Raw genomic sequence first — 23,620 nt, 5'->3', positions numbered from 1 at the left:
GAGATGTGATGATATGAATCAGAAATTGACGAATTATGTGAACGGTGTATTTACGTCATACGAAGGAGTGAAAAGTGTCACCGAATTAAAGACCGACCTGCACTCTGATTTACAGGAGAGGTACCGTGAACTCATAGCCGAAGGTAAAGATGATGAAACAGCTTTTAAAATGACCATTGAGAGCATCGGCGACATCGAGGAAACGATACTGGAGGTCGCCAATCTTTCCCGCTCGTTGGAGAGGCAAGTGCTGATAAACTTTAACGCAAGCAACCTGGCGCAAAGCGACTTTGCAGGCGTTACGGCTCATAATGGACAGTTTAAGGGCAGCGCGCTGCACGGTTCTAACTTTTCAGGCGCTGATTTGACCGGCAGTTCGTTTAAGGGCAGCGACATACGCGAAGCCAATTTTGATGGCGCTAACCTGACGGACTGCAGCTTCACCGCGCTTGATCTTTCGGATGCGAGCTTCAATAAATCAATCCTTGTGCGCACCAATTACAGCTCGTCGGGGCTAGACGGAGCAAAATTCATAGGCGTAAAACTGACCGACGTCAAGTTGACCACGACCGACCTCAGAAAAACAATCTTCGATAAATGCATCTTTGACGGCGTGGACTTCAAATATTCCGATCTGAGCGGGCAATGTTTTGACGGTCAGACGTTTATCAGCGTTAAGTTTGACAAGTCGGGGCTGAACGGAGTTTCGTTTAAAGGTGCGATACTCAAAAATGTATCGTTCCTTTCGGGCTTTACTTTGTCCAAGAAATTTTATCGTGCTATCAAGACCATCTGCTTTGACGGCGCGATGATGGATAAGCTGACCTATGCCGCTCTTAAAGGCATGGATGCCGATTTGTCAAAAGTTACTGTTATATAAGGAGGGGGAAATATGCAAAACAAGTCGATTCAAGTCATTGGCCTACAAAAGTCCTACAAGAAGCTACAAGTCCTAAAGGGCGTAGATTTCGAGGTGGTAGAGGGCAGTATTTTCGCGCTGCTCGGCTCCAACGGGGCGGGCAAGACCACCGTTGTCAAAATTCTCACCACGCTGCTCAAACAGGACAGCGGAACCGCCATCGTAAATGGATTCGATGTTGCGTCAAATCCCGAGAATGTGCGGCAGGCGATTAGTCTGACCGGGCAATTTGCCGCCGTGGACGAAATTTTGACTGGCCGGGAAAACCTTATTATGATTGCCAAGCTGCGATACCTGGGCAATCCGCGTCAGGTAGCAGACGGTTTACTTCAACGCTTCGGCCTGATAAACGCAGCCGATCGCAGGGTGTCTACTTATTCGGGTGGTATGCGCCGCAGGCTTGATATCGCCATGAGCCTCATAGGAAAACCGCAGGTCATTTTCCTCGATGAGCCAACTACAGGGCTTGACCCCGAGGCACGCATTGAGGCTTGGAAGATTGTCAAGGAGCTGGCGAATGGCGGCACGACGGTATTCCTGACCACGCAGTATTTGGAGGAGGCAGAGCAGCTTGCCGACCGAATTGCCATTCTGCATGAGGGCAGGATCATTGCCAACGGCACGCTCTCGGAGCTAAAGAACCTGTTCCCGCCCGCAAAGGTGGAGTATGTTGAAAAACAGCCTACATTGGAGGATATATTCCTCGAAATCATCGGCAAAAAGGAGGGAAAGTAAATGGAGGCGGCTAAGAAGCACTTTTTCAGCGATATGGGCGTTATGCTTGGACGTTCCATGCGCCATATTACCCGCAGTATGGACACCATCATCACGGTCTGCATCACTCCGATTGCGATGATGCTGCTGTTCGTCTATGTGTTAGGCGGTGCCATTCAAACCGGAACGGATAACTATGTGAATTACCTGTTGCCCGGCATCCTACTTATTGCGATTGCAAGCGGTATATCCTATACGGCGTACCGCCTGTTTTTAGATAAGCAGCGGGGTATAATTGAGCGGTTCCACTCCATGCCGATTGCGCGTTCTTCCGTGCTGTGGGGGCACGTGCTGACCTCGGTGGTATCCAACGTCATTTCTGTTGTCGTAATCATTCTCGTAGCGCTCATTATGGGCTTTCGGTCATCGGCTGGGCTCCTGCCATGGCTTGCAGTGGCCGGCATACTCATACTGTTTACACTGGCGTTAACTTGGGTCGCAGCAATTGCCGGACTGTCTGCAAATTCGGTGGAAGGTGCAAGCGCCTTCTCCTATCCACTTATCTTCCTACCGTTTATCAGCTCCGCGTTTGTGCCAACCGAGTCGATGCCGTCGGTCGTTCGTGCTTTTGCCGAAAACCAGCCGGTGACCTCGATCGTAGAAGCCATACGTGCGCTACTGTCAGGTCAACCGGTGGGCAATGATATATGGGTCGCTCTTGCGTGGTGCGTCGGGATTTTGTTCGTAGCCTATTTCTTTGCAATGCGGGTGTATAAAAAGCGGATGTGAAAAAAAGACAGATTTTCTGTATTAAACAACATGAATTCTATTTGCAGTGCATTTCCCAAGTGCCGAAATATTAGTTCGGCTTAAAGCACCCAAGTGGTGCTTTTTATTTTGTTTTACGACTCTTTTTTTGCAGTCTCCTTCTCGCTTGTATTTCAGAAGAGGACGAGGGAAGCCGCAGCGACAGTCTTTCCACTTCCATGCTCATTGCCGAAGCTAGATTGAATAAATTTCGTCATAAATAACATTTCATTAATTTGGATGGGAGAATTACAAGAGAGGAATGTGTTATGAGAAGAGTTATTTCGATTTGCATTTAAAGGTTTTCTCGTTATCAATATCAAATGGCAAAGAAAAGAACTTAAACCAACCGATAGGGTTACGGCTATCATAGTTGATAACCTACATTGGTACCCATTTATATGTTAAAACAAAATGGATTTTATGCAGTGAAAAAAGGAAATAGTTTTGAGATTATTGACAATCGAAACCCGTACATAAGAGTATAGAAACTCCTCAATCTTTTAATCGTGCCAGAATTCAAAGTTTCGAGAAAATAAATAGTTCTATATCAGATGAACTTAAGATATTAACTTAAGGCTCAGGCGTCACTACAGTAAAGATTTGGACTTCCGGCCGCTGTTGTCGTAAAATTTTCTTAGATTTAACCCGGTTTTAAGCGGTTGAAATCCGGAGACAGCTTATGCTTTCGGGCAGTTGTATCGCGCCTATAGTTCCAAGTTTGTTCAACATATATTAGAAGGAATTTTTCCTACTAATTTAGGGTTTGAACCCCCTATTGAGTTATTTAGTGGTAATAATTCCCTCTAAGTTTAGGTTTTAGCCTCAAAAAGCCTCCATGTGGGTAATCCTCTTGCATTTAGAGGGAATAAATCCCTCTAAATGCTGATTACAAGGTTTTATATGTGATTTACAGGGAAATTTTCCCTCTAAACTTTATTTGCCACGGATTCAGACTCCTGGTAGCAAATTGGATCTAAAACAAACTTGTAATTATCCGTTACTCGAGAACAATCAAATCTGTTGAGTCGTTCTTTCCGCGTTGTCCTACATGAACACCTTATAATTTCCGTTTGGCTGCTTGTGGTTGGGAGTTCGAAGTACACATTACCGTAGTTACTACCACACTCCCTAATAGTAAAGCCCAAGTACAATCTATATATATCATTTATTTTAATTCAAATCTTAGAGAAGGACCCCCAGGCTATTGTAGCCATCGAAGCATTAGAAGTTAATAAGTATAAAAGATTCCAGTAGGGGTGACAATTTGAGCTTAAAAACAGGTTTTCCGGATAAACCAACGGCAATATATCAAATAAGCCAATTGTCTGATCAGTATTTGAAGGCTCTAGAATATTTAAAAGAGTATACTAATGATAGGAATCAAACCCAACTGGACTCATTTAAAATTGAATATAATAGTGCAATTAACAATCTAATTAGTGTAAAGAATGAATATAACGACTTAGTTAACTTAGCTCTTCATAAAATCTATAATTTCAATCAATAATCGCGGTGATTTATTTGAGGATTTCGACTTCCAATGCCTTCAGTACTGCTTCTTCCCGGTTACGAACTCCCAATTTCAAATAGGCTGATGAGGCATAACCTTCTGCTCCGCTCCGCATAACCTCATGGGCCTTCCCCGTATCCTGAAATGTGGTTTGAATCCGGTTTAACATTTTTGTCATTTGAAGCGTGTAACTTCCTATCAGTCGAACCAAGACATTCAATAGCCTGGAACTTATAAAAGCAAAAATAACCCCCATAGCCATAATAACAAGTGACTTCGTGAATGTATCTATCTGTATTCCAACCAAGTAGATGTCAAAAAAATGAAAGAATAGTGGAGTAAGAATAAACAGAAGAGGCGTCACGAAAAGCACGACAACACTCAGGAGACATAGTAGTCCTATTAAAAACTTCAACATCAACCAGCCGATTGCGATCCAATTGCGTCTATCCAAAAATTCCGCTTTAGCTTGCATCCATAAAGATTCCTCTAATCGTATTCTTCGTTCGTAAGGCTGAGTGGTGATATCTGTGTAGATCTTCGTTTGTACGCGTTCGTATTATACGAAGGTTAGTGTGGTTCGCAATACGTCATTTTGGATGAAACATCGGATCGTTTTATTCATGAATTTCATCATCCCTTCTATGTAATATATCCATATCTTACGGGTTCTCTTGTCATTTAAGATAGTGCAAAAATGTCAGATGACATGACTGGCTTATTCTCAATATATGCAGAAAAAGGTATTCCAACCCTCAGGGATGCCAAAGACAAACGTTGAATTAACTCCTGGGGTATTTTTTAATCTGGCTTACTTGGGGGTTGATGCTATCGCTGCGCTTGTCGGATCCGAGTAACAGCATTTCACTTTTTGTGTGCGGGTAAGGCAGCTTTCAACAATTTTCAACAATTCTTCCTTAGCGAATAATTAGTAAACATGCTAATATAATGACAAAAAGGGTTGAAAGCCCTTACTTATCTCGACGCGGGTGATCGTTCTTATGATCCGACGACGAAGGGAGGGGAGAATGAGTGCGGGGGATGTTATCGAGGTTAAAGTTTAATACGCTGCGGAATCAAATGCTGGTTGGTTTTCTCGCTGTCATGCTCATCATTCTGACGTTCGTTGGGGGGATTACCTTTCATTCGGTCTCGACGCTGCTCAAGAATAACGCGGAAAAGCATATTCAACAAACCGCGATTCAGGCCAACGGCCGCCTGGAGGGCATTCTCGAACAGATCAATTCTCTCACGACGCTGGTAGCGACCAACGAGTATATCCAGCAACTGCTTTTACGGGATATAGAGGGAAAGCCCGCTACCTTTGCAGAGCGGCAGGCGCTGCCACCCATTATCAATCTGGTTCAAATGTACACGGAAGGCATCAAATCGGTTGGGCTTTACAACAAAGACGGAGCGAGGCTGTACCCTCTTGACGAGAGCAGCCTGAGAGATAAGGTACCTGAGGATTGGATTACAATGGCGACCAAGAAGGAAGGAAGCCTCGTCTGGTTCGGCATCGACCCGCTTGATTCCACATCACTTGTGGCGATTCGGCAGATCAGCCTCATCGATAGGCATTTCATGACAGGCGGGTATTTGCTCATCCGCTCAGACCGCAGCAAGTTTGCACTGAACGGTTCCTTGTCTGAAGAAGAGGAACGGGAGACGGTGTTGCTCCTCGCTTCCGACGGCCAGCTCATCACCTCTAATGATGAAACCATTTCGCAAGAGACGGCGTCCATGCTAGCGAAGGGAGGAGGCGATCAGGTCGCTTCCATCGGCAAGAAGTCCTTTGTGGTCGTCAAGCAGCGATCTTCCGTAACGGGATGGACGCTTCTCATTTTAACACCGGTTAACGTCATCACCGAAGGCATATCGGTATTGCGGATGACTATCGTCGTATCGGCCATCATGGGCACCATTTTATTCACCTTGCTCTCTTTTTTCCTATCTACCCTCATTACTCGACCTGTTTTTAAGCTGATCAAAGCCATGAGAGGTACCAGTCTCGGTATTCTGAAGTCCATCGAAAACGTGTCGTCCACCATGGAAATTCAGGAGCTGAATTATTCATATAATAAAATGGTTGATAACATTAACGAGCTGATCCAGTTGGTTTATGAGAAAGAGCTATCCCGGAGCCACACCGAGTTAAAGGCACTTCAAGCGCAAATCAATCCGCATTTTTTGTTCAATACTCTGGATGTTCTGTACTGGTCACTGTTGGATAAGGATGAAGACGAGCTGGCCGGGTATGTAGTCGCCATGTCTGATTTGTTCCGGTATACCATCACCGGGCCGAACAAAAGTGGATGGGTGAAGCTGAGCGATGAATTGGAGCATGTGAGGCGATATTTACTAATCATGAAAATGAGATTTGAAGAGCGCCTGGATTGGGAAATTGAGTCTCCTCCCGAATTGGGGGATGTCGACCTGCCCAGACTGTTGTTGCAGCCGCTGGTGGAAAATGCCATATTACATGGTGTCGAGAGTAAGATTGAACCTGGCCGGGTAAGGCTGAAGGTCGCTCGCGACGGAGAACGAATCGCCATTACGGTAGAAGACGACGGTGTAGGAATGGACGAAGACAAGCTGAGTTCTCTTCTGGAAGAGCTCGAGAGCGGGAAGGTGACTTCTTCTAAAGATTCCGGTGTCGGAATTGCAAATGTGCAGAGGAGACTTCAACTGTTTTTCACGGGAAAGGACGAGCAGAGTGCAGTAATGGTAATTGATAGCCGGAAAGGTGAAGGCACTCGAATTAATATTCAAATTCCTGTCCAAGGAGGCAGAACGCCATGAGGAGTCGAACGATTCTTATCGTCGACGATGAACCGAGATCGAGAGAAGGAATGAAGAAAATACTTGGGGTATGGGCAGCCGGTCAATATGAGATCCTCACGGCAAGCAATGCAATGGCCGCTATGCAAATTCTTGAGGAAATTCCTGTGGAACTCATAATAACGGACATCCGCATGCCGGAAATCAGCGGCCTTGCACTTGTTAGCCAATTGAGGGAGAAAAAGATCCAGCGCCAGCCATCTGTTATTCTCATCTCCGGACATGCCCAGTTCGAATATGCCCAGCAAGCGATTCATTTGTCCGTAATGGACTATTTGTTAAAGCCGGCCAGCCGGGAAAAGCTGATCGCATCTGTGGAGAGTGCCCTAAAGGCGGGGGAAGAGCGAGAGCATATCGTCTTCATGCGGAAGATGACCGATCCGCAGTTGATGGCAATACGGGATGAAGAAGCCGCACTAAGTGATCCGGTGCGCCAGGCAATGCACTATGTGGAGACGCATATAGAGGAAGCGGTAAGCCTGCAGGAAGTCGCCGCGCATGTTCATCTGAACGGTAGCTATTTTAGCGCGCTTTTCAAAGAGCAATGCCAGATTACTTTCAGCGAATACGTGGCCCGCAGAAAATTGCAGAAAGCGAAGGAATTACTGCTGAAAACAAATCTGCCCATAGCGGAAATTGCCAGCCGTACCGGTTATCAGGCCGTTAAATATTTTAACAAGCTGTTCAAGGAATACGAAGGAATGAGTCCGGGGCGTTATCGATCGATGAGGGACGGAACGGAAGCTCATATCCAATAAAAAGTAGGCAAGGGGGGATACCCACGAAGAGAATCGGATTATGTCGTGCTCTACTCCTGGCTCTGCTACTGGTTACAACTGCTTGTAGCGGGAAAGAAGGGGACATCGTTAAGGGCGGCGGCGAGAAAATCACCTTGAAAATGATGCATCTATGGCCGGATGGCAACAACTCCGCACAAAACAAAATGGTAAAAGAAATCATTCGTGAGTTTGAGAAAGCCAATCCGAATATCAAAATCGCGACGGAAGTCCTCGAGAACGAGCAGTACAAGAGCAAGCTGACCATTCTTGCCGCATCCAATGATCTGCCGGACATCGGATTTACCTGGGCAGCCGGTTTCATGGATCCCTATGTCAAAGGAAACAAGTTTTCGGTCTTAGACGATCTTTTACAGGGGGAGCTGAATGGGAAATTCGTAGCCGGTACGACGGAACCGTACTCTTTTGATAGTAAGACATATGCTCTTCCAGTCGAACTGAACATTGTTCCGGTCTATTATAACAAAGAGATATTTACAGAATTCAACCTGAAGCCTCCACAAACCTTGGACGATCTCAAAACGATCATCCGAACGCTGAACGATAACGGTATTACTCCCGTTACCCTTGGCGGCAAGGACGGTTGGCCGGCTTCCTTCTGGTACATGTACCTAGCAGATCGCATCGGAGGGTCGGAAGTGTTGGATAAAGCCGTTGCGAACCAGGATTTCACGGACCCTTCATTGCTTGAGGCCGCAAGACAAGTGCAAGAGCTGGTGAACTTGAACACGTTCATTAAAGGCTATAACGGGTTGTCCCACGACGAGGCCAAAGTCCAGTTCATGAACGGGAAATCGGCCATGTTCGCCATGGGTACTTGGGAACTGCCCGACTACACGACCACGGCGGACATATCCCAGGAATTTAAAGACAATATCGGTTATTTTAAATTCCCTAAAGTTGCAGGCGGCAAAGGTAATGTGGATGATTGGGTTGGCGGCCCGGGAACTGGATTGTTCGTTTCCCAGAATTCCGAGCATGTCCGGGAGGCCAAAAGATTCGTCAGCTTCTTCGTTCAGAAGTGGGGAGAGCATTCTGTTGTCGATGCGGGTGTAATCCCCGCCACCAAAGTAGATACCGCGGCCATCAAGCTCCCGCAAATGTTCATTGATCTATTAGACGAATTGAATAAGGCCAATAAAGTAACCCTTTATCTGGATACTCAGATGAAACCGGTCGCTTCCAGTATGCATATTAATTTGGTTCAGGCGCTGTTCGCCGAAGCAGTAACTCCTGAAGACTTCATCAAGAAACAGGATGAGGCGCTTAAAGCGGATAAGTAGATAGGGAACGACGAGCATAACAGAGACGCCAAGGTATATATCCTTGGTGTCTTTTTTATGCCAAATACGAGTCATATCCAAAAATAGTGGAAGTTTCCCCAATAATGGGTTCCTTATGCCGGAGGGGGATAACCTCTATAATTATGTATGCGGTTACATAAAACCGTGGTACCAATAAAAAGGGGAGGCAAAGTATGAAAAGTATGAAACGTGTTTTAGTAGGGATTTCTACATTGCTCGTGATGTCATCTGCTCTAGTAGCGTGTGGGGGAAACAATTCAAACTCTAACTCAAACGCATCAAGCCCAACTACAGCCCCAGCAGCAAACGCTACCGAGGCTCCAGCTAAGAGCACTGAGAAAGTGACTATCAATCTTTGGAGTTTCACGGACGAAATTCCGAACATGACCAAAAAGTATGTGGAAACACATCCTGATGTGAATGTAGAATTCAAAACCACAGTTATCGCAACCACCGATGGCGCTTATCAGCCAGCTCTTGACCAAGCTCTTGCCGCTGGCGGTAAAGATGCTCCCGACATTTATGCAGCTGAATCAGCGTTCGTGCTGAAGTATACACAAGGCGATGCATCCACCTATGCTGCCAACTATGCTGATCTGGGCCTTGACGACCAATTGGTTAAGGACGCTGGTATTGCCCAATATTCGGTAGATATCGGCAGCAAAGAGGGTCAACTGAAAGGCCTTGGCTACCAAGCGACAGGCGGATCCTTTATCTATCGCCGCTCTATTGCCAAAGAAGTATTCGGAACAGATGATCCGGCTACCATCAAGGGTGAAGTTGGACCAGGCTGGGAAAAATTCTTCGGTGCAGCTGCAAAGCTGAAGGCTAAAGGGTACGGCATTGTTTCCGGTGACGGTGATATTTGGCACCCAATCGAAAACAGTTCGGACAAGGGTTGGATTGTCGATGGTAAGCTTCATATCGATCCAAAGCGTGAAGAATTCCTTGATCTCTCCAAAAAGCTGAAAGACAACGGCTTTCATAACGATACTACGGACTGGACGGAAGCATGGTACGCAGATATGTCTGGCACCGGTGCTCAACCAGTATTCGGATTCTTCGGTCCTGCTTGGCTCATCAACTACGTGATGAACGGTCAAGTTAAAGACACTAATGGCGACTGGGCTGTTACCGAGCCACCGACAGGCTTCTTCTGGGGAGGCACCTGGTTGCTCGCCCACCAAGACGTTACTAAAGACGATGCTAAGAAACAAGCCGTTGCTGACTTTATCAAGTGGGTTACGCTAGATACCTCTGAAACAGGTCTTCAATCTTTCTGGGCTAACGGTACAATGAAGGCAGGCGAGCAAGGTACGAAGGACAGCGTGGCATCTGCTGTTGTAATGGCGAAGTCTAACGGAGAAGTTCCATTGCTTGGCGGACAGAACATGTTCGACGTATTCGTTCCAGCCAACGCTAACGCTTCAGGCAAGAACTTGACCCAGTTTGACGAAACGATCAACAAGATCTGGCGTGACCAAGTACGCGAATACACTGCGGGCAACAAAGACCGCGACAAAGCAATCGAAACCTTCAAACAACAAGTCAAAGATCAGCTGAATATCGAAAGCGAATAAGAAGGAATCGAAGGGGCGGGTGAGTTATCCCGCCTCTTCCTATCAATTAATGAGGTGAGAGCATGCGCCGCAAAGGTGTGAACTATTCGAAATACGGCTATATTTTTACCTTTCCGTTTGTACTTGCATTTCTAATTTTTTCGTTGTACCCCATTCTATACACCGCAGTTATCGGGTTCACCGATATGCAGGGGTTAATACCAAAACCGATTCATATTCTGGATGACCCGTTTGCAAACTTCAAACAACTTCTCTTTGAGAACGTATCGTTCAGGAAGTCTTTGATCAACACAGGGTGGCTCTGGATTGTCAACTTTGTTCCTCAGATCCTTCTTGCGCTCTTGCTGACCGCATGGTTCACGAACAGGCGTCTCAACATAAAGGGACAGGGAGTTTTCAAGGTTCTTCTCTATATGCCTAATATTATCACTGCAAGTACGATCGCCGTGCTTTTCAGCACGTTGTTTGCCTATCCGATGGGTCCCATAAACAGTTTGTTTCAAATGTTGGGATGGACCGATGGACCGATTTTCTTTCTACAGGACAAGACGACAGCTCGAGGCATAGTGGCGTTCATCCAGTTCTGGATGTGGTATGGAAACACTATGATCATCCTTATCGCAGGCGTTATGGGCATAAATCCAGCTCTTTTCGAATCTGCGGCGATTGATGGTGCCAACGGTTTTCAAACGTTCTTCCGCATCACACTGCCGAGTCTTCGTACCATATTACTGTTCACGCTGATTACATCGATGGTCGGAGGTTTAACCATGTTTGATATTCCGCAGCTGTTCCTGGCAGGCGGACCGGATGACTCCACTCTAACCACGTCCATGTTTATCTACGGGCAAGCGTTCAAGGGCAGCTATATGTATAATCGTGCTGCAGCCGCAAGTATGATCATGTTCTTGATCACGGCGGTATTGTCTGGATTGCTGTTCTACGTGATGCGCGACCGCGATGCTGCAAGATTGAAAAAAGCGGATAAGATGAATAGAAAAGCTGCCCAAGCAGCAAACGCGCAGGGAGGTGCAACCTATGGAAAAAATTAAGGAAAGTGGAAGTGTTAATCGAAAGATAAGTAAAACGATTATCTATATCGTCTGCATCTCTTTGGCGTTGCTCAGCATCCTTCCGTTTTGGATTATGTTTATAAACGCTACGCGCTCTACACCGGAAATTCAAAGCGGTCTATCACTGTTTCCTTCGACCCATATGATGAGCAACCTGCGTGTACTGCTCGATAAGAGCTTTGATCCCCTTCAAGGGTTCATGAACTCGTTGATTATCTCCAGTTCAGCTACTATATGTACGGTTTATTTCTCTTCCTTGGCGGCCTATGGACTCGTGACTTATAGCTGGAAGCTGCAAAAGCCATTCTTTACCTTTATTTTGTGCGTGATGATGGTTCCTTCCCAGGCAAGTGCCATCGGTTTCTATCAGTTCATGTATAAGCTGCATTGGACCAATAGCTTTTGGCCGCTGATTCTACCAGCAATTGCTGCACCGGCCGTGGTGTTCTTCATGCGACAATATCTGCTCGCAACTTTATCGATAGAGATCGTAGAGGCCTCGCGCGTAGACGGTTCTGGTGAATTCTTCACCTTTAACCGGATTATCCTGCCGCTAATGATGCCGGCAGTGGCGACACAGGCTATCTTTGCCTTTGTAGGAAACTGGAACAACCTGTTCATGCCGCTGATTCTGTTGACACAGAAGGAAAAATATACGATGCCGATCATGGTAAGCTTGCTTCGAGGGGATATTTACAAGACGGAGTTCGGCTCGATCTATATGGGGTTGGCCTTGACGGCTTTACCGCTGTTTGTGGTTTACTTCCTGTTATCCCGATATATTATCGCAGGCGTAGCACTTGGAGGCGTCAAAGAATAACCCCGTCAAGCTGTCTTTGAAGAAAGACAGCACTGTGGTGAAACATCAATTATGATACAGTCCTGTTGATTAGCTAAATTATGGTTGTGTAGGCTACCTTTCTTTGGCTAACCAACAGGCGTAATACTAATGAGGAGGAGAATCCTATTATGTCAGTGCATAATGAGCCGATAGTTACCCATCTTTATACAGCCGATCCCTCCGCTCATGTATTTGAGGGCAAGCTGTATATTTACCCATCTCATGATGTCGACCATGATGGACCCACGAACGATAATGGTGACCAATATGCAATGGAAGATTATCATGTGTTATCTTTGGACAATCCAGCGTCCCCTTGTGTGGATCACGGGGTAGCGCTTCATATCCGGGATGTGCCTTGGGCTTCGAAGCAAATGTGGGCGCCCGACGCTGCGTACCGGAGGGGGACATATTACTTGTTTTTCCCGGCTCGGGACAAGGATGGGATCTTCCGTATCGGAGTGGCTACAGCAGCTTCTCCAGCCGGCCCTTTTCAGGCTCAAGAGAGCTATATCGAAGGCAGCTACAGCATTGATCCCGCCGTATTTGTGGATGAGGATGAAAGAGCCTATATGTATTTCGGAGGCTTATGGGGCGGACAATTAGAAAAATGGCACACCGGCTCGTTCCAACCGGATGCGGCGGAGAAAAACCCTGAGGAACCAGCTTACGGCCCTCGGGTGGCGGAACTGAGCGAAGACATGTTGTCTTTCAAATCAGCCCCGCAGGAAATCGCCATTGTAGATGAAGAAGGGAACCCACTCCTTGCGGGTGATGAAGACAGAAGATATTTCGAAGGCCCATGGATGCACAAGTATATGGGGAAATATTATTTGTCGTACTCCACAGGCACGACTCATAAAATCGTCTACGCGGTGAGCGACAATCCAAGCGGACCCTTTGTCTTTCAAGGAACCATTCTGAATCCGGTTGTTGGCTGGACGACCCACCATTCCATCGTGGAATTTAACGATAAGTGGTATCTGTTCTACCATGACGCGTCCTTGTCGGGAGGCGTTGACCACAAACGCTGTGTCAAGTTTACGGAGCTCCATTATGAAGAAGATGGAAAGATCCGGACGGTATCCCTCTAAATCGACCGTCCAGGATGTCTTGAAGCTAATGCTTCGAGACATCCTTATTTCCGTTTCCCCACCTGTTGTTATAAACTAACGCGTGATTTGCGTTCCTGATTTCTTCATCAGCACTTCCAGGCGCTCTTTTAGAGGGGATTCTGCCTGCTTCAGTACTGCTATAAGTTTCTTCTCACTGCCGAAAATCCGATAGTTGATGAAATCCCGCTGGTGATCTGCTTTGTCTTCAAGCGCTAGAATAAGGGCATCCGCCAGCTCCGCTGTATTTATCGCAATGCCCTTTACCGGTTTAGCCAAATCGTTGCCGCCAAGAAGAATGGAGACGAAGGTATGCATGCCCCCGGCATTCAATCCATGACTCTCTACAAAAGCCTCTGCATAACCGTCCTGCGCGGACTGATGTTCACTATCGACTAACTCCATATAACGGCGAACGAGCGGGAAGTAGGTATCACTAACCAATCCAAGTCCAAAAACGGCATACGTTCCGGGCATCACGGACTTTATACCGCTTTCTACATCTCCGTACCAGGCAAATTCCTTCATCGCAAGCTCGGCATATTCCGCAAGCAATGGGAAGAGAGCTTCATACTGAAGCGAGTTTGCAAAAAACTGATGCAGATTGGATTTGGCCAGGGTTTTAACCGGAAGCCAATGTTTCTCCGTGCTCTTCAGCTTTAACTGATACGCCTTGGGGAAGCCCTGCCGCAGAAGATCACAAATATACTCTAGCGCTTCTCGATAAGCTGCTTCTTCTTCGGAATTTATCCGAATCTCGATACTCTGCATAATATCGTTGGCCTTTCCTGACATCAGACTTCCTGCATGCCCCGCTTCAAAATGACCGCTGCCCTTTGTCAGATAGGCTGACGCTTGTTCTGAATCGAGCTGTACGGCGAGTTCCAGATAAAGTTTGCGTGTAACCGGCTCTATTTGTCCAATGTGCAGAGCAGTATACAGGAAAAAATCCATCTCACGCGGCTGAAGGGCCGGGCGTTTATCATCAGGCAGCAGCGTACGTTCAATTCCGAAATTCCCGGTACGTTCAAAATATTGGTCCAGGAACTGCTCCTCGGCCCATTCTTTAAATGCAGACACGTAAGTGTACAACCATTTTTCTCTGTGTTTATGGTTCGTGATAAGTTTTTCGTTAAGACGGTGAATTAGAGGTTCGATAACTGCTGGGTCTTGCTCCATCAGGTCTGGGTTCATTAAGTGTCTGGAAAAAAAGAACTCGTCCTTGTCTGAAGGAAGTACCGGTAGATCTTTCCACACTTTGGTTTCTATAAATCGGCTCAACTGTTGCTTCAACTTATCCAGCTTAACTTCATTGCGAAGATATTCCTGGTGCAGCAGAGAGGAAGTCTCTCTTTTACACTCCAGTACAAGCTGCAGCTGATACCCAAAAAAGTGCTCACTGTATTCATCGGATGTGAAAATCTGATCCATACGGGCCCGCAGCGCAGGGTAAAACTCGTTGATCAGGATGTCATCACTTAACTCCTCCATATTAGGATCGGCATCTACTTTATAGGAGTCATCACTGAAGGAAAGGGGAATGTAGATATCGAGGGCAATCTGATCTGTAGTCGAGTAGGATGTGCTTTTGATGAAGCTCACCCTAACGTAATCCATAATTCCTGAGTGCAGCGGACTCAGCCCTTTTAAGCTGTCAATTCTCTCTTTTTCTTTCTTATAAATCATTAGCAATTGTGTCCAGATCTCATTTAATATACTTTCGGCTGCTTTATTCATGTTCTCCCCCTGTGGTATATTATCCCAGTATGGAATGGGTTATACACTTCTATTAAACGTGACATTACTTATGAAATCACTACTCGAGGTTGAAAAATATCGTATACGCGATAGACTATGACAAAAAGGGTGAACGGTATCAAAAACTTACTTAGCAAAAATGGAATACATATCATTGAGGATACATTCGGGAAGATAATGATTAAATCTCAAAGTTAATACTCATTAACCAATATCGAGAACCCATTGAGTCATATACCATTCAACTTCCAGGTGGAGGCGTAAAGCAAGGCGAGGATTTAGAGTTTGCGGCAAGAAGAGAACTTAAGGAAGAGACGGGTATTGATTGCGGCAGAGTATATTACTTAGGAAATATATTACCTGCATCTTGGAGGAGTAATGAGGTAACACATGTGTATTATACTGACGAAATTGTGAGTTATTCTGAACAACAACTCGAAGGACATGAAGAAATTGAAGTCATAAGAATGAGTATCCAGGATTGTATTGATGGGATAAAAGAAAATAGATTGAATGATTCAGAGTTATGTTATGGCATATTGCAGGCGATACTCAAGGGGTTTATTAGTTTACCAGAGATGAGATAACTGTTAGTAGAATTCTTACAAGAACTGGGAAAGACAGGATCGAAGAAAAAATGAAGTAAAAGTGAAGTGAAAATTCCTTTTATTACTATAAAAATATGGACGCCCGGCCGCTGTTGTATCCAGATTTCTTTGATTAACCCGCTTTTAGCAGTTGAAATTCGGATACAGCTTATGCTTTCGAAGCAGCCTAGATCGGGTGTCTATACAATGCTCTATAAGTAAGTTATGCGGACACAGATGCCGTTATTTATGAATACTGGGCTATTTATAGCCGAATTCATGTAATTAAGGCCCCCTGAGTCCACATAGACAAGGAATTCAGGTAAATGGAATAAATAGCGTCCGCTGGGTCCGTAAGGCTTACGCATTTATCTTGGGCAGGTATCCACGCGAGTTTATCAAAGGAACCCGTAAGATATTACTTTTCCATACCTGTCGAGGCCCCCTTGTCCTTTAATCTCCCTTTCCTAACTAATCGCAGTTTAATACCTTTGCTTTCCTCGGCCAAATAAAGTAAGTGACCGTTATGATGAAGTCAAAGCCCAAGACTATGGACCAAATTTGCAAAACACTCGAGAGTGCTTCGGTGCGGGTTGGGTCGTCTATATAGGTAATCAGCCCGAAGAGGATTCCGGCACCTATAAGAAAAGAAATTACGTGTTTGACCCAACCTCTGAAATAATGTTTGGCGAATTCGATCCCGTATTTTCTGCCGGGTTTTGAACCTTCTTTTGTCACTAAATAGCGAAAACGTTGGTCTGCCCAATGGATCATACCTTTACCAAAAACAAGGGACACTGCAATATACACGGCTGCAAGTGCATGTGCTGTCGTAGCAGTAGAGCCGCGGTGTAAATCAATACTCGTAATCACTAATAAAATGCAGTCAATGACCGGAGTTAATGCCAGCAGGACAAACCCCAGCTTTTCTCTTTTAAAAATATAACGCGCAATAAGACCCATCAATATAACAATCCAAAAGGCGATTTCACTGATGACGATCGACCATGCTGCAATATTCAAATTACGCCCCCCTTTTCCAATACAATTGTATTATTAAATAAGAGAAATTATAACATCTGGTTTTTAATAATACAACTGTACTATATTATTGAGTTTTACTTTTCCTTTTGATACAATATGGACATGCCAAAAATTGTAGATCCCACGGAGAAAAAAACTCATATCGCTAAAGCCACATGGCGGGTCATCCTGGAACAGGGGGTGAAGGGGGCGACTGTCAGAAATATCGCTAAAGAGGCGGGGTTGTCATTGGGGGCCTTGCGCCACTATTTCTCTACCCAAGATGAACTGCTAGCCTATGCCATGAATCTCGTGAAGGATCGGGCCACTGCCCGAATTGAGAAGATTGGGATTAGCGACTTACCGCCAAAAGAAAAAGTCATTCGGATTTTGCTCGAACTTGTGCCTGTAGATGATATTAAAATGGCTGAAATGGAGGTGTGGTTCGCCTTCACCTTTCATCGTAAATATGCAGAGGAACAGCTTGATACACAGCACGAAGGTTTTTTTAGCGAAATGGGCAGTTTAATCGAATTTTTGGACCAGCATCAATTGTTGAGAAAAGATCTGGATAAGGAAATGACCTCTGAACATTTGTATGCCTTAGTCGATGGATTGGCGTTGCATGCTTTGCTTGAACCCGAGCGCTTGGATCGAAAGCGTGTCGCCGATGTTTTAACTCATCATATTAATTCAATTTGCAGGATTGAAAAGGAATAAATGATGTTAATGAAAAAGGGATTGCAGAGAGTCATTAGACTCAAGGCAATCCCTTTTTATGCTTATATTGCCGGGATATCGCGCGGGTCTGTTGCTTCTGCGGGTCTGGTCAGTAAGCCGCCAACCCCGTTCTCATAAAGATTCTTTACAAACTGCAAGGCTTCCGCACGAGTAAGCTTGTTCAATCCGCCGAAGCTTTGGATGGATAGTTTAGCGGGATCACTGCCATTAGCTAACCCAAAGGCAAGCAGGTAATGAATTGCATCATCTCCGCTGAAATGAACACCCTCCGCAGCGGAGATGAGTTCAGCTACTTGTGTACGCAAAATGACCTCCTTTCTCGAAGCCATAAGGGTATAGCTTTTTACAGGGTAGTTCAACTGTTTTGCTCTAATATAGTAAGGGTTAGCCCAATGATTTTCTCCGTTATTACTTAGGTTAGGCTCAAAGGCACGAATTAACAAAGCCAGGAACTCTGCTTCGGTAACCGTCTTGTTCGGTTTAAAGGTGCCATCCGCATAGCCCTTCACCATGTTTTGCGAAATGCCCCACTGAATGGTGGAAGCATACCATTGGTTTGCTTGAACATCGGAGAATGACGTGCTCACCAAATCCGCTGCCTTTACGTCTCGAACTCCTGATATTCCGTAAAAAGATACGAGGAGTGCTGCTGCAAGAACTACCTTTGCCAGTGCTCTACTATTCATGGTGATAATCCCCTGTCTATAAGCTTTAATTTCTTGTATTGCATTTCTTCTTTCTATTGACTATCGAGTCGTAAAGTCTAGAGTAAGCGGGTTGCTAAGAGAATAGGACTGGGATGAATTCATCGCCGGTTTGCCTTTAACGGTCTTATCAATGATGAGGGTATACATTCCTTTGGAAACGAATGAACCACTCACAGGCTTGACGAAGATGCGGTTCCACAAAACATACACCTGAAGATCCGTGACCACTTCACCTTTGCTGTCCACAACAAAAACGTTCTCACCCGGTTTAATGGAAGATACATCGATATACTTGTAACTTTCACTCTTCATTGCTGCTTGGACACTGACATTAATAGGAACGGAAGGACGAACCTCATTTTTCGCCAAAAGCGCCTTCGCACCTAGTTCAAGCTTGAGATGATCCAATTCTTGTTGGAATTGATTCTGCTTATCCGCGTCAGATAGGGCGTTTATGTCATACTTTGCTTCGAAGTAGGAAATCATGGTCAACAACTTCTTTGCTTCATCCAGAGATGCTTTGGCTTTCTTCAATTCAGCCACTTGTGCATCCGGAGGTAAAATGACCGCACTTCCTCCTGTTGGAGGGAGGGTAATGTTTGCCGGCAATGAGGGCACATCGGGAAGCGGTGTCGGAATTACCGAGTCAGGAGCGGTGACAAGTGGGACTGCCGCTAGCGTTCTTGCCTGAAGTGCAGCACCTACAGATGAATTCCCAGTGGAATCCAATGTTTTAATAACTATGTTATATACAGTATCCGAGGTCAGGCCTGTCAGATTATAATCTGCTTTAGTCGTCTCATCCACAAATTCTCCATCTACAAATATCTTAACCTTGGCAAAATCGGCATCTAAAGGATTCGTCCAACGAAGCTGAATGGAGGCATAAGTGGCGTCCACAACCCCCAGTGTAGACACCTCCCCAGGAGCAGTAAGATCTATAGTAGGTTCTGTTGGTGTAGTTGTGTCTATAGGTGGCACTTCAGCCAAGGTTGCAGTCATCACATTTTGGCCTGCTGAGACATTGCCTGTTGTATCCACGGTTTTGGCTTGAAGATTATAATCTGTATGCGGAGTGAGTCCTGTGAAAGTATAGGCGATGCCGGAACCCTCACCCGCAAAAACTCCATTGGCGTATAGATTAACTTTGGCAAAATCGGCATCTTGCGGATTTATCCATGTGACTGTTGCGGTTTTTGCTGTAACTTCACTAACCGTTAGATCGCTAACCTCGGCAGGTGCAGTGACGTCAAACTCTTTAGCAAACGTCGCAAAACCATAACCAAACTCATCATCGCGTCCGGGTGCTCCCAAATCGATAGCATATCTCCGTATCTCTTCACGGAGTTGTACATTGGATAACAACGGATGTTCCTGCTTCAGTAGAGCAAGCATACCTGTAATATGTGGAGCTGCTTGGGAGGTGCCGCTTGTCTTGGCATAACCTCCTCCGGAAGCCGTTGAAATAATACCAACGCCCGGCGCGGAGATTTCATTCTCCGGACCTGTTGAAGAAAAATCACCGCGGGCCTGATTCACATCCATCGCTGAAACGGCAATCACGCTGTCATACTTGGCGGGGTAGGTGATTGTGTTTGTTCCAGCTCCGCTGTTGCCTGCCGAGCCTACCATAATGATGCCTGCCGCATAGGCTTGATCCACTATATCTTTGAGAGAATTGGATGAATACGTGGTTCCCAGCGATAAATTAATAATATCCATATGGTTCTGAATCGCCCAATCGATTCCTTCCAATACATCCTGCAAATTGCCGTCACCATTAGCGTCCATAGATTTAACAGCATAGAGCAGCACGTCCGGTGCGATACCTACCATGCCTCCGTTATTGCTTTTGGCAGCGATGATCCCGGCCACATGCGTACCATGCCCGTTATCATCCGTATAAGAGGTTGTGTAATCAACGGTAGAAATGCCACCTGCAACGGAAAGTTCCGGGTGGGCATAAAGGCCGGAATCAATCACGGCCACTTTGACACCTGTTCCGGTATAACCTTTCTCCCACAACTTTGTGGGCTTAACCGCTTGGAAGCCCCACTGGGATTGTTCTGCCGGTATCGTTGCTGCCGATGCCGTTGTATACTCTTCTGCAGTAATCGTAAAGGGGACATTTCGTTCAATATAAGCAATATTGGGATCGTCTATAAGTTCCTTAAGATCGGCACTTGTTACCGTGGCAGAAACGGCTGGAATCGTCTGAAATACATGTTGGATTTCAACACTGTCCTCGAGAATCGTCTCTTTTCCCTGATTATTATGGTAGGTAATAATAACTTCCTGCTGGGCTTCGTCTTGACTTGTATTCGCATATGCCGCTCCAGTATTAAGGAGTAGGACAACGGATAAAATGGATGAGACTAAAAGTGTACCCGTGTTCTTTCTCATTTGAGGTTCCTCCTGATGATCGATATACTTCTAATTTTATATATCGGTATAGGAGTGGAGGACATTTAGGCGAACAGAACAAAAAAAGACCAACCTATACACTCCGGTTGACCTTAAAATGTCTGAATCTGTTCTAATAACCTGCTTAATTCCCATCAACGGGCAACAGAATGGTAAATACCTTCGTACGCAACGGCTTCTTGTTGAATAGACGGGATTTCAACTTGGTTCATATTGGCCTTGAATACATTCAGCAACGTCGGGTTATCAAGTAATTCAACAATCCGCTGTGCGAGATGTTCGGCATCCCCTACGCGGAAGGTTAACCCGTTGAACCCGTCCTGCACCTTCTCTGCCATGCCGCCTATGTCTGATACCAGTGCAGGAACATGACTGGCGAGTGCTTCATGAAGAGCTAACGGATAATTCTCATACCAAATGGAGGGGACCAGAGCGATATCAACTTCCTGATAGATTTGCTGAATGTCATTTTCCGAATATAGCCCGCAAAAGGAAATACGATCATCGGAGGCAGCGGCCTGTTGGAGTGATGCCGTATATTCGGAAGGTCCTGAGCCGTAGATCTTCAGTTGAAGTCGGTCCGATGGGATCATCGACATTGCTTGAAGGATCAGGTGCACGCCTTTATGGGTATTGAGAGACCCGCCGTAGAATAAAGTTAAAGAGTCACCAGGTTGGTATACCCGCTCATTCCGCCGAATGGTATCATAGTTGATCCCGTGATTCTGGACTTCCACATGAATATCCGGTAAGTTCCTACTAACTAGACCAGCTAAGGAAGCGGAAGGGGAAAAGACTCTGCTAGCCGCCCTTAAGAGAGGGACATGAGTGCTTAGCCGTTGCTGAACATTAGGGATTTGGCAGTGAGTGAGGCAATTTCGGCCCATGTCGGGCCCATTGCACAGCGCATTACTCTTTTGGAGCATCGTTCCCGCCGGACATACAAACCAAAAGTCAGTTAAAGTAATGATGTATTTAATCCCGAGACGTTTGCTGATCTGTATAAAGTCCATAGCTCTCATTGGATGTCCAATATGGATGAGGGTGGGTTTTTCCTTCTTAATTACTTTTTGTGCGAACAGAGTCAAATCCATATTCCCGATTTCAAAGAACTGGGCAGGGTCCATATGTTTATGGCGATAGGCAAGAACAGGAATGCCTTCATATTCATATTCTTTATACAATACTTCACCAAAAGTATGAGAATAACTCTCCGGCATACCATCGCTGTAAGTAACGACTTTGACGCGATGCCCTTTGCTTTGCATGGATCTGGCCAAATTGAATACGAACTTCTCGGTTCCTGTATAGGTCTCTGGGTAAAAGGAATGGACGATATAAAGAATATTTAGAACCTTGCGCCTAGTCGGTTTTCTACGTTTTGACCTGCGGGACTTCTTTTTCTTAAGAGGCCTCTTACCTATCGATATTTTTCTCTTTTTTGTTCCTCTTAACAACCTTTTCCTCTTGTTCACCCGCCCAGTTCTGATCCTTCTTGCAGGTTTTCCTTTCCGCTTGAGGGCCACTGACTTTCCTCCTTTGATACAGATCACAGCCTATAGGCCTAAATAATGCATCATATGTTAGAAGGAAGCTGAATTCTTGGGTGGGCTACTTAGAGGAATGAGATTTAGCCGGTTTTCTTTTCCTGTGTTAATCCCAGCTTCATGGCAAGCGGTTTAATGGTTAAGCCTTGAGCTAGAAGGGAGAATAAAACCACGCTAAAGGTTAGCACCAAAACATCCTGCCTACCCTCGAAAGACGGAGGCAAACTTAATGCTAGAGCAATGGACAGACTTCCCTTCAGACCGCCCCAGTTCAGAATGGCTTTCCAAGCGGCAGGAAAGTTCTTGAGATAATGAAGACTTGCGTATAGAGCCAGTGTTCTTCCGATTAATACGATGACAATGGCACCTGCAATAAGGCCCCATTTATCCATAAAGTTAATATTTTTAATTTCGAGCCCGATCATTAAGAAAATCAGGGAGTTGGCGATTAGCGTGATCACATCCCAGAACGAGTTAATATTGGTTTTCGTAGTCTCCGACATCCCAATCTTTGCTCCGTAGCTTCCAAAGATTAAGCCACTGACCACAACAGCAATAACCCCGGATACATGGAAATGCTCAGCAATAAAGTAGCTTCCAAAAAAGAGCAACATCGAAAAGCCGATTTCCAGCGGATAGTCGTCATAGAAACGAATAAGCTGGGAGAAAAGAAAGCCCATGACCGCTCCGATGAGAATCCCGCCTAAGCTGAATTTCAAGAATAGCAGGAGCCCGCTCCCAATGCCGAGCCAGCCCATCTCCATATAGGAGATTAGGTAAATCGAAGAAATTTGAAACAGTACAACAGCTATGCCATCGTTGAATAGAGATTCGCCTTCTATAATCGTGACGACGTTTTTGGGAACGCCCAAGGATTTGAAGATGGAAATTACGCTAATAGGGTCGGTGGCACTCATGAGTGCAGCAAAGGTAAAGGCGATGACCAAAGGCAAGCCGAGAATCCAATACACAGCCAACGCTATAATGAGATAGGACAATAAGGTGCCGCCGAAAGCTAAGGCCACTACGGGCTTGCTTTGCTCGCGCAGATGGGAGAAGGGCAGCTTTAATGTCGCATCACCCAGCAAAATAGGCAGAAATAAAGAGATAATAATAGCTTGAAAAACATGCGATTGCGTGATGAACCCTTCGGCCTGTTCTAGAAAGGGTACATGAAGGGTACCTAGTAAAAGTCCAACCACAACAAGAGCGATGGAAAAGGGCTGATTTATCTTTTTGGCAACAGCAATAACACCCATAGAAATGGCTAGTAAAATTAATATTTCAATAAAGACTTCGTTAAACTGATGCATAGGACACCTCTTGATTATG

The 23,620-nt window shown here is 45.5% G+C and carries 19 protein-coding genes and 1 pseudogene; 13 read left to right on the top strand and 7 right to left on the bottom strand.

Translation table 11 applies throughout. The features are described 5' to 3' along the window. Positions 1-13 precede the first annotated feature (13 nt). The 4 genes from PWYN_RS02455 (at position 14) to PWYN_RS02440 (ending at position 3,950) form a co-directional block, all read left to right on the top strand. A complete protein-coding gene (locus PWYN_RS02455) occupies positions 14-880 on the top strand; it encodes a pentapeptide repeat-containing protein (RefSeq protein ID WP_036647959.1) in 867 nt (288 codons plus the stop codon). Positions 881-892: 12 nt separating this feature from the next. Next, on the top strand, positions 893-1,654 hold the full coding sequence (locus PWYN_RS02450) for an ABC transporter ATP-binding protein (protein WP_036647957.1): 762 nt from the start codon (positions 893-895) through the stop codon (positions 1,652-1,654). Continuing rightward, positions 1,655-2,422 (top strand): ABC transporter permease, encoded by a 768-nt coding sequence (locus tag PWYN_RS02445; RefSeq protein WP_036647955.1) that lies wholly within the window; start codon positions 1,655-1,657, stop codon positions 2,420-2,422. A gap of 1,285 nt (positions 2,423-3,707) precedes the next feature. After that, the gene (locus tag PWYN_RS02440) at positions 3,708-3,950 is read left to right on the top strand and encodes a hypothetical protein (RefSeq protein ID WP_036647953.1); all 243 of its coding nucleotides are present in this window, start codon (positions 3,708-3,710) and stop codon (positions 3,948-3,950) included. Positions 3,951-4,152: 202 nt separating this feature from the next. Here the strand turns inward: PWYN_RS02440 and PWYN_RS30545 are convergent. Continuing rightward, positions 4,153-4,479: pseudogene (locus tag PWYN_RS30545) on the bottom strand (sensor domain-containing protein); the annotation flags it as partial. A 515-nt stretch (positions 4,480-4,994) separates the two neighbouring features. Here PWYN_RS30545 and PWYN_RS02430 point away from each other — a divergent pair. The 7 genes from PWYN_RS02430 (at position 4,995) to PWYN_RS02400 (ending at position 13,483) form a co-directional block, all read left to right on the top strand. Next, complete coding sequence (locus PWYN_RS02430) at positions 4,995-6,755, top strand: sensor histidine kinase (protein ID WP_036648284.1); 1,761 nt, start codon at positions 4,995-4,997, stop codon at positions 6,753-6,755. Further along, positions 6,752-7,552, top strand: a complete 801-nt coding sequence (locus tag PWYN_RS02425; protein WP_036647951.1) for a response regulator transcription factor — start codon at positions 6,752-6,754, stop codon at positions 7,550-7,552. Before PWYN_RS02430 ends, PWYN_RS02425 begins: the two co-directional genes overlap by 4 nt. Positions 7,553-7,608: 56 nt before the next feature. Continuing rightward, entirely contained in the window at positions 7,609-8,874 is a 1,266-nt protein-coding gene (locus tag PWYN_RS02420) for an extracellular solute-binding protein (protein ID WP_420805712.1), read from the top strand. A gap of 194 nt (positions 8,875-9,068) precedes the next feature. Continuing rightward, complete coding sequence (locus tag PWYN_RS02415; protein WP_036647948.1) at positions 9,069-10,475, top strand: ABC transporter substrate-binding protein; 1,407 nt, start codon at positions 9,069-9,071, stop codon at positions 10,473-10,475. Positions 10,476-10,537: 62 nt separating this feature from the next. After that, positions 10,538-11,527, top strand: a complete 990-nt coding sequence (locus PWYN_RS02410) for a carbohydrate ABC transporter permease (RefSeq protein ID WP_036647946.1) — start codon at positions 10,538-10,540, stop codon at positions 11,525-11,527. After that, complete coding sequence (locus PWYN_RS02405; protein WP_036647944.1) at positions 11,514-12,368, top strand: carbohydrate ABC transporter permease; 855 nt, start codon at positions 11,514-11,516, stop codon at positions 12,366-12,368. Before PWYN_RS02410 ends, PWYN_RS02405 begins: the two co-directional genes overlap by 14 nt. Before the next feature lie 149 nt (positions 12,369-12,517). Further along, positions 12,518-13,483, top strand: a complete 966-nt coding sequence (locus PWYN_RS02400; RefSeq protein WP_036647942.1) for a glycoside hydrolase family 43 protein — start codon at positions 12,518-12,520, stop codon at positions 13,481-13,483. Positions 13,484-13,558: 75 nt separating this feature from the next. Here PWYN_RS02400 and PWYN_RS02395 read toward each other — a convergent pair whose 3' ends face one another. Next, positions 13,559-15,238 (bottom strand): DUF6138 family protein, encoded by a 1,680-nt coding sequence (locus PWYN_RS02395; RefSeq protein ID WP_036647940.1) that lies wholly within the window; start codon positions 15,236-15,238, stop codon positions 13,559-13,561. Positions 15,239-15,444: 206 nt separating this feature from the next. Here PWYN_RS02395 and PWYN_RS02390 point away from each other — a divergent pair, with 206 nt between their 5' ends. Next, positions 15,445-15,846, top strand: coding sequence for an NUDIX hydrolase (locus PWYN_RS02390; RefSeq protein WP_338049173.1), 402 nt, complete (start codon positions 15,445-15,447; stop codon positions 15,844-15,846). A gap of 471 nt (positions 15,847-16,317) precedes the next feature. Here PWYN_RS02390 and PWYN_RS02385 read toward each other — a convergent pair whose 3' ends face one another. After that, a complete protein-coding gene (locus PWYN_RS02385; protein WP_036647937.1) occupies positions 16,318-16,869 on the bottom strand; it encodes a hypothetical protein in 552 nt (183 codons plus the stop codon). Positions 16,870-16,992: 123 nt separating this feature from the next. Between PWYN_RS02385 and PWYN_RS02380 the strand changes: the two genes are divergently transcribed. Then, the gene (locus tag PWYN_RS02380; protein ID WP_036648281.1) at positions 16,993-17,589 is read left to right on the top strand and encodes a TetR/AcrR family transcriptional regulator; all 597 of its coding nucleotides are present in this window, start codon (positions 16,993-16,995) and stop codon (positions 17,587-17,589) included. Between the two features lie 62 nt (positions 17,590-17,651). Here PWYN_RS02380 and PWYN_RS02375 read toward each other — a convergent pair whose 3' ends face one another. From PWYN_RS02375 to PWYN_RS02360, 4 genes are all read right to left on the bottom strand, one after another. Further along, complete coding sequence (locus tag PWYN_RS02375) at positions 17,652-18,296, bottom strand: S-layer homology domain-containing protein (protein ID WP_036647934.1); 645 nt, start codon at positions 18,294-18,296, stop codon at positions 17,652-17,654. Positions 18,297-18,356: 60 nt separating this feature from the next. Next, entirely contained in the window at positions 18,357-20,720 is a 2,364-nt protein-coding gene (locus tag PWYN_RS02370) for a S8 family serine peptidase (protein ID WP_036647932.1), read from the bottom strand. A gap of 155 nt (positions 20,721-20,875) precedes the next feature. After that, the gene (locus PWYN_RS02365; RefSeq protein ID WP_157261066.1) at positions 20,876-22,198 is read right to left on the bottom strand and encodes a glycosyltransferase; all 1,323 of its coding nucleotides are present in this window, start codon (positions 22,196-22,198) and stop codon (positions 20,876-20,878) included. A gap of 173 nt (positions 22,199-22,371) precedes the next feature. After that, positions 22,372-23,601 (bottom strand): cation:proton antiporter, encoded by a 1,230-nt coding sequence (locus tag PWYN_RS02360; protein WP_036647928.1) that lies wholly within the window; start codon positions 23,599-23,601, stop codon positions 22,372-22,374. Between the last annotated feature and the right edge of the window lie 19 nt (positions 23,602-23,620).

The sequence above is a fragment of the Paenibacillus wynnii genome (assembly GCF_000757885.1).
GTDB classification, from domain to species: Bacteria; Bacillota; Bacilli; order Paenibacillales; family Paenibacillaceae; genus Paenibacillus_AQ; species Paenibacillus_AQ wynnii.
Note: the sequence above shows the minus strand (reverse complement) of the source record. Positions and strands in the feature narration are given on the sequence as shown.

Bases quoted from the DNA above. Each gene is read 5' to 3' on its own strand.
- PWYN_RS02370 (WP_036647932.1), bottom strand. From the start codon at position 20,720: ATGAGAAAGAACACGGGTACACTTTTAGTCTCATCCATTTTATCCGTT.
- PWYN_RS02405 (WP_036647944.1), top strand. From the start codon at position 11,514: ATGGAAAAAATTAAGGAAAGTGGAAGTGTTAATCGAAAGATAAGTAAA.
- PWYN_RS02395 (WP_036647940.1), bottom strand. From the start codon at position 15,238: ATGAATAAAGCAGCCGAAAGTATATTAAATGAGATCTGGACACAATTG.
- PWYN_RS02450 (WP_036647957.1), top strand. From the start codon at position 893: ATGCAAAACAAGTCGATTCAAGTCATTGGCCTACAAAAGTCCTACAAG.
- PWYN_RS02455 (WP_036647959.1), top strand. From the start codon at position 14: ATGAATCAGAAATTGACGAATTATGTGAACGGTGTATTTACGTCATAC.
- PWYN_RS02375 (WP_036647934.1), bottom strand. From the start codon at position 18,296: ATGAATAGTAGAGCACTGGCAAAGGTAGTTCTTGCAGCAGCACTCCTC.
- PWYN_RS02415 (WP_036647948.1), top strand. From the start codon at position 9,069: ATGAAAAGTATGAAACGTGTTTTAGTAGGGATTTCTACATTGCTCGTG.
- PWYN_RS02400 (WP_036647942.1), top strand. From the start codon at position 12,518: ATGTCAGTGCATAATGAGCCGATAGTTACCCATCTTTATACAGCCGAT.
- PWYN_RS02425 (WP_036647951.1), top strand. From the start codon at position 6,752: ATGAGGAGTCGAACGATTCTTATCGTCGACGATGAACCGAGATCGAGA.
- PWYN_RS02430 (WP_036648284.1), top strand. From the start codon at position 4,995: ATGTTATCGAGGTTAAAGTTTAATACGCTGCGGAATCAAATGCTGGTT.
- PWYN_RS02360 (WP_036647928.1), bottom strand. From the start codon at position 23,601: ATGCATCAGTTTAACGAAGTCTTTATTGAAATATTAATTTTACTAGCC.
- PWYN_RS02380 (WP_036648281.1), top strand. From the start codon at position 16,993: ATGCCAAAAATTGTAGATCCCACGGAGAAAAAAACTCATATCGCTAAA.
- PWYN_RS02410 (WP_036647946.1), top strand. From the start codon at position 10,538: ATGCGCCGCAAAGGTGTGAACTATTCGAAATACGGCTATATTTTTACC.
- PWYN_RS02445 (WP_036647955.1), top strand. From the start codon at position 1,655: ATGGAGGCGGCTAAGAAGCACTTTTTCAGCGATATGGGCGTTATGCTT.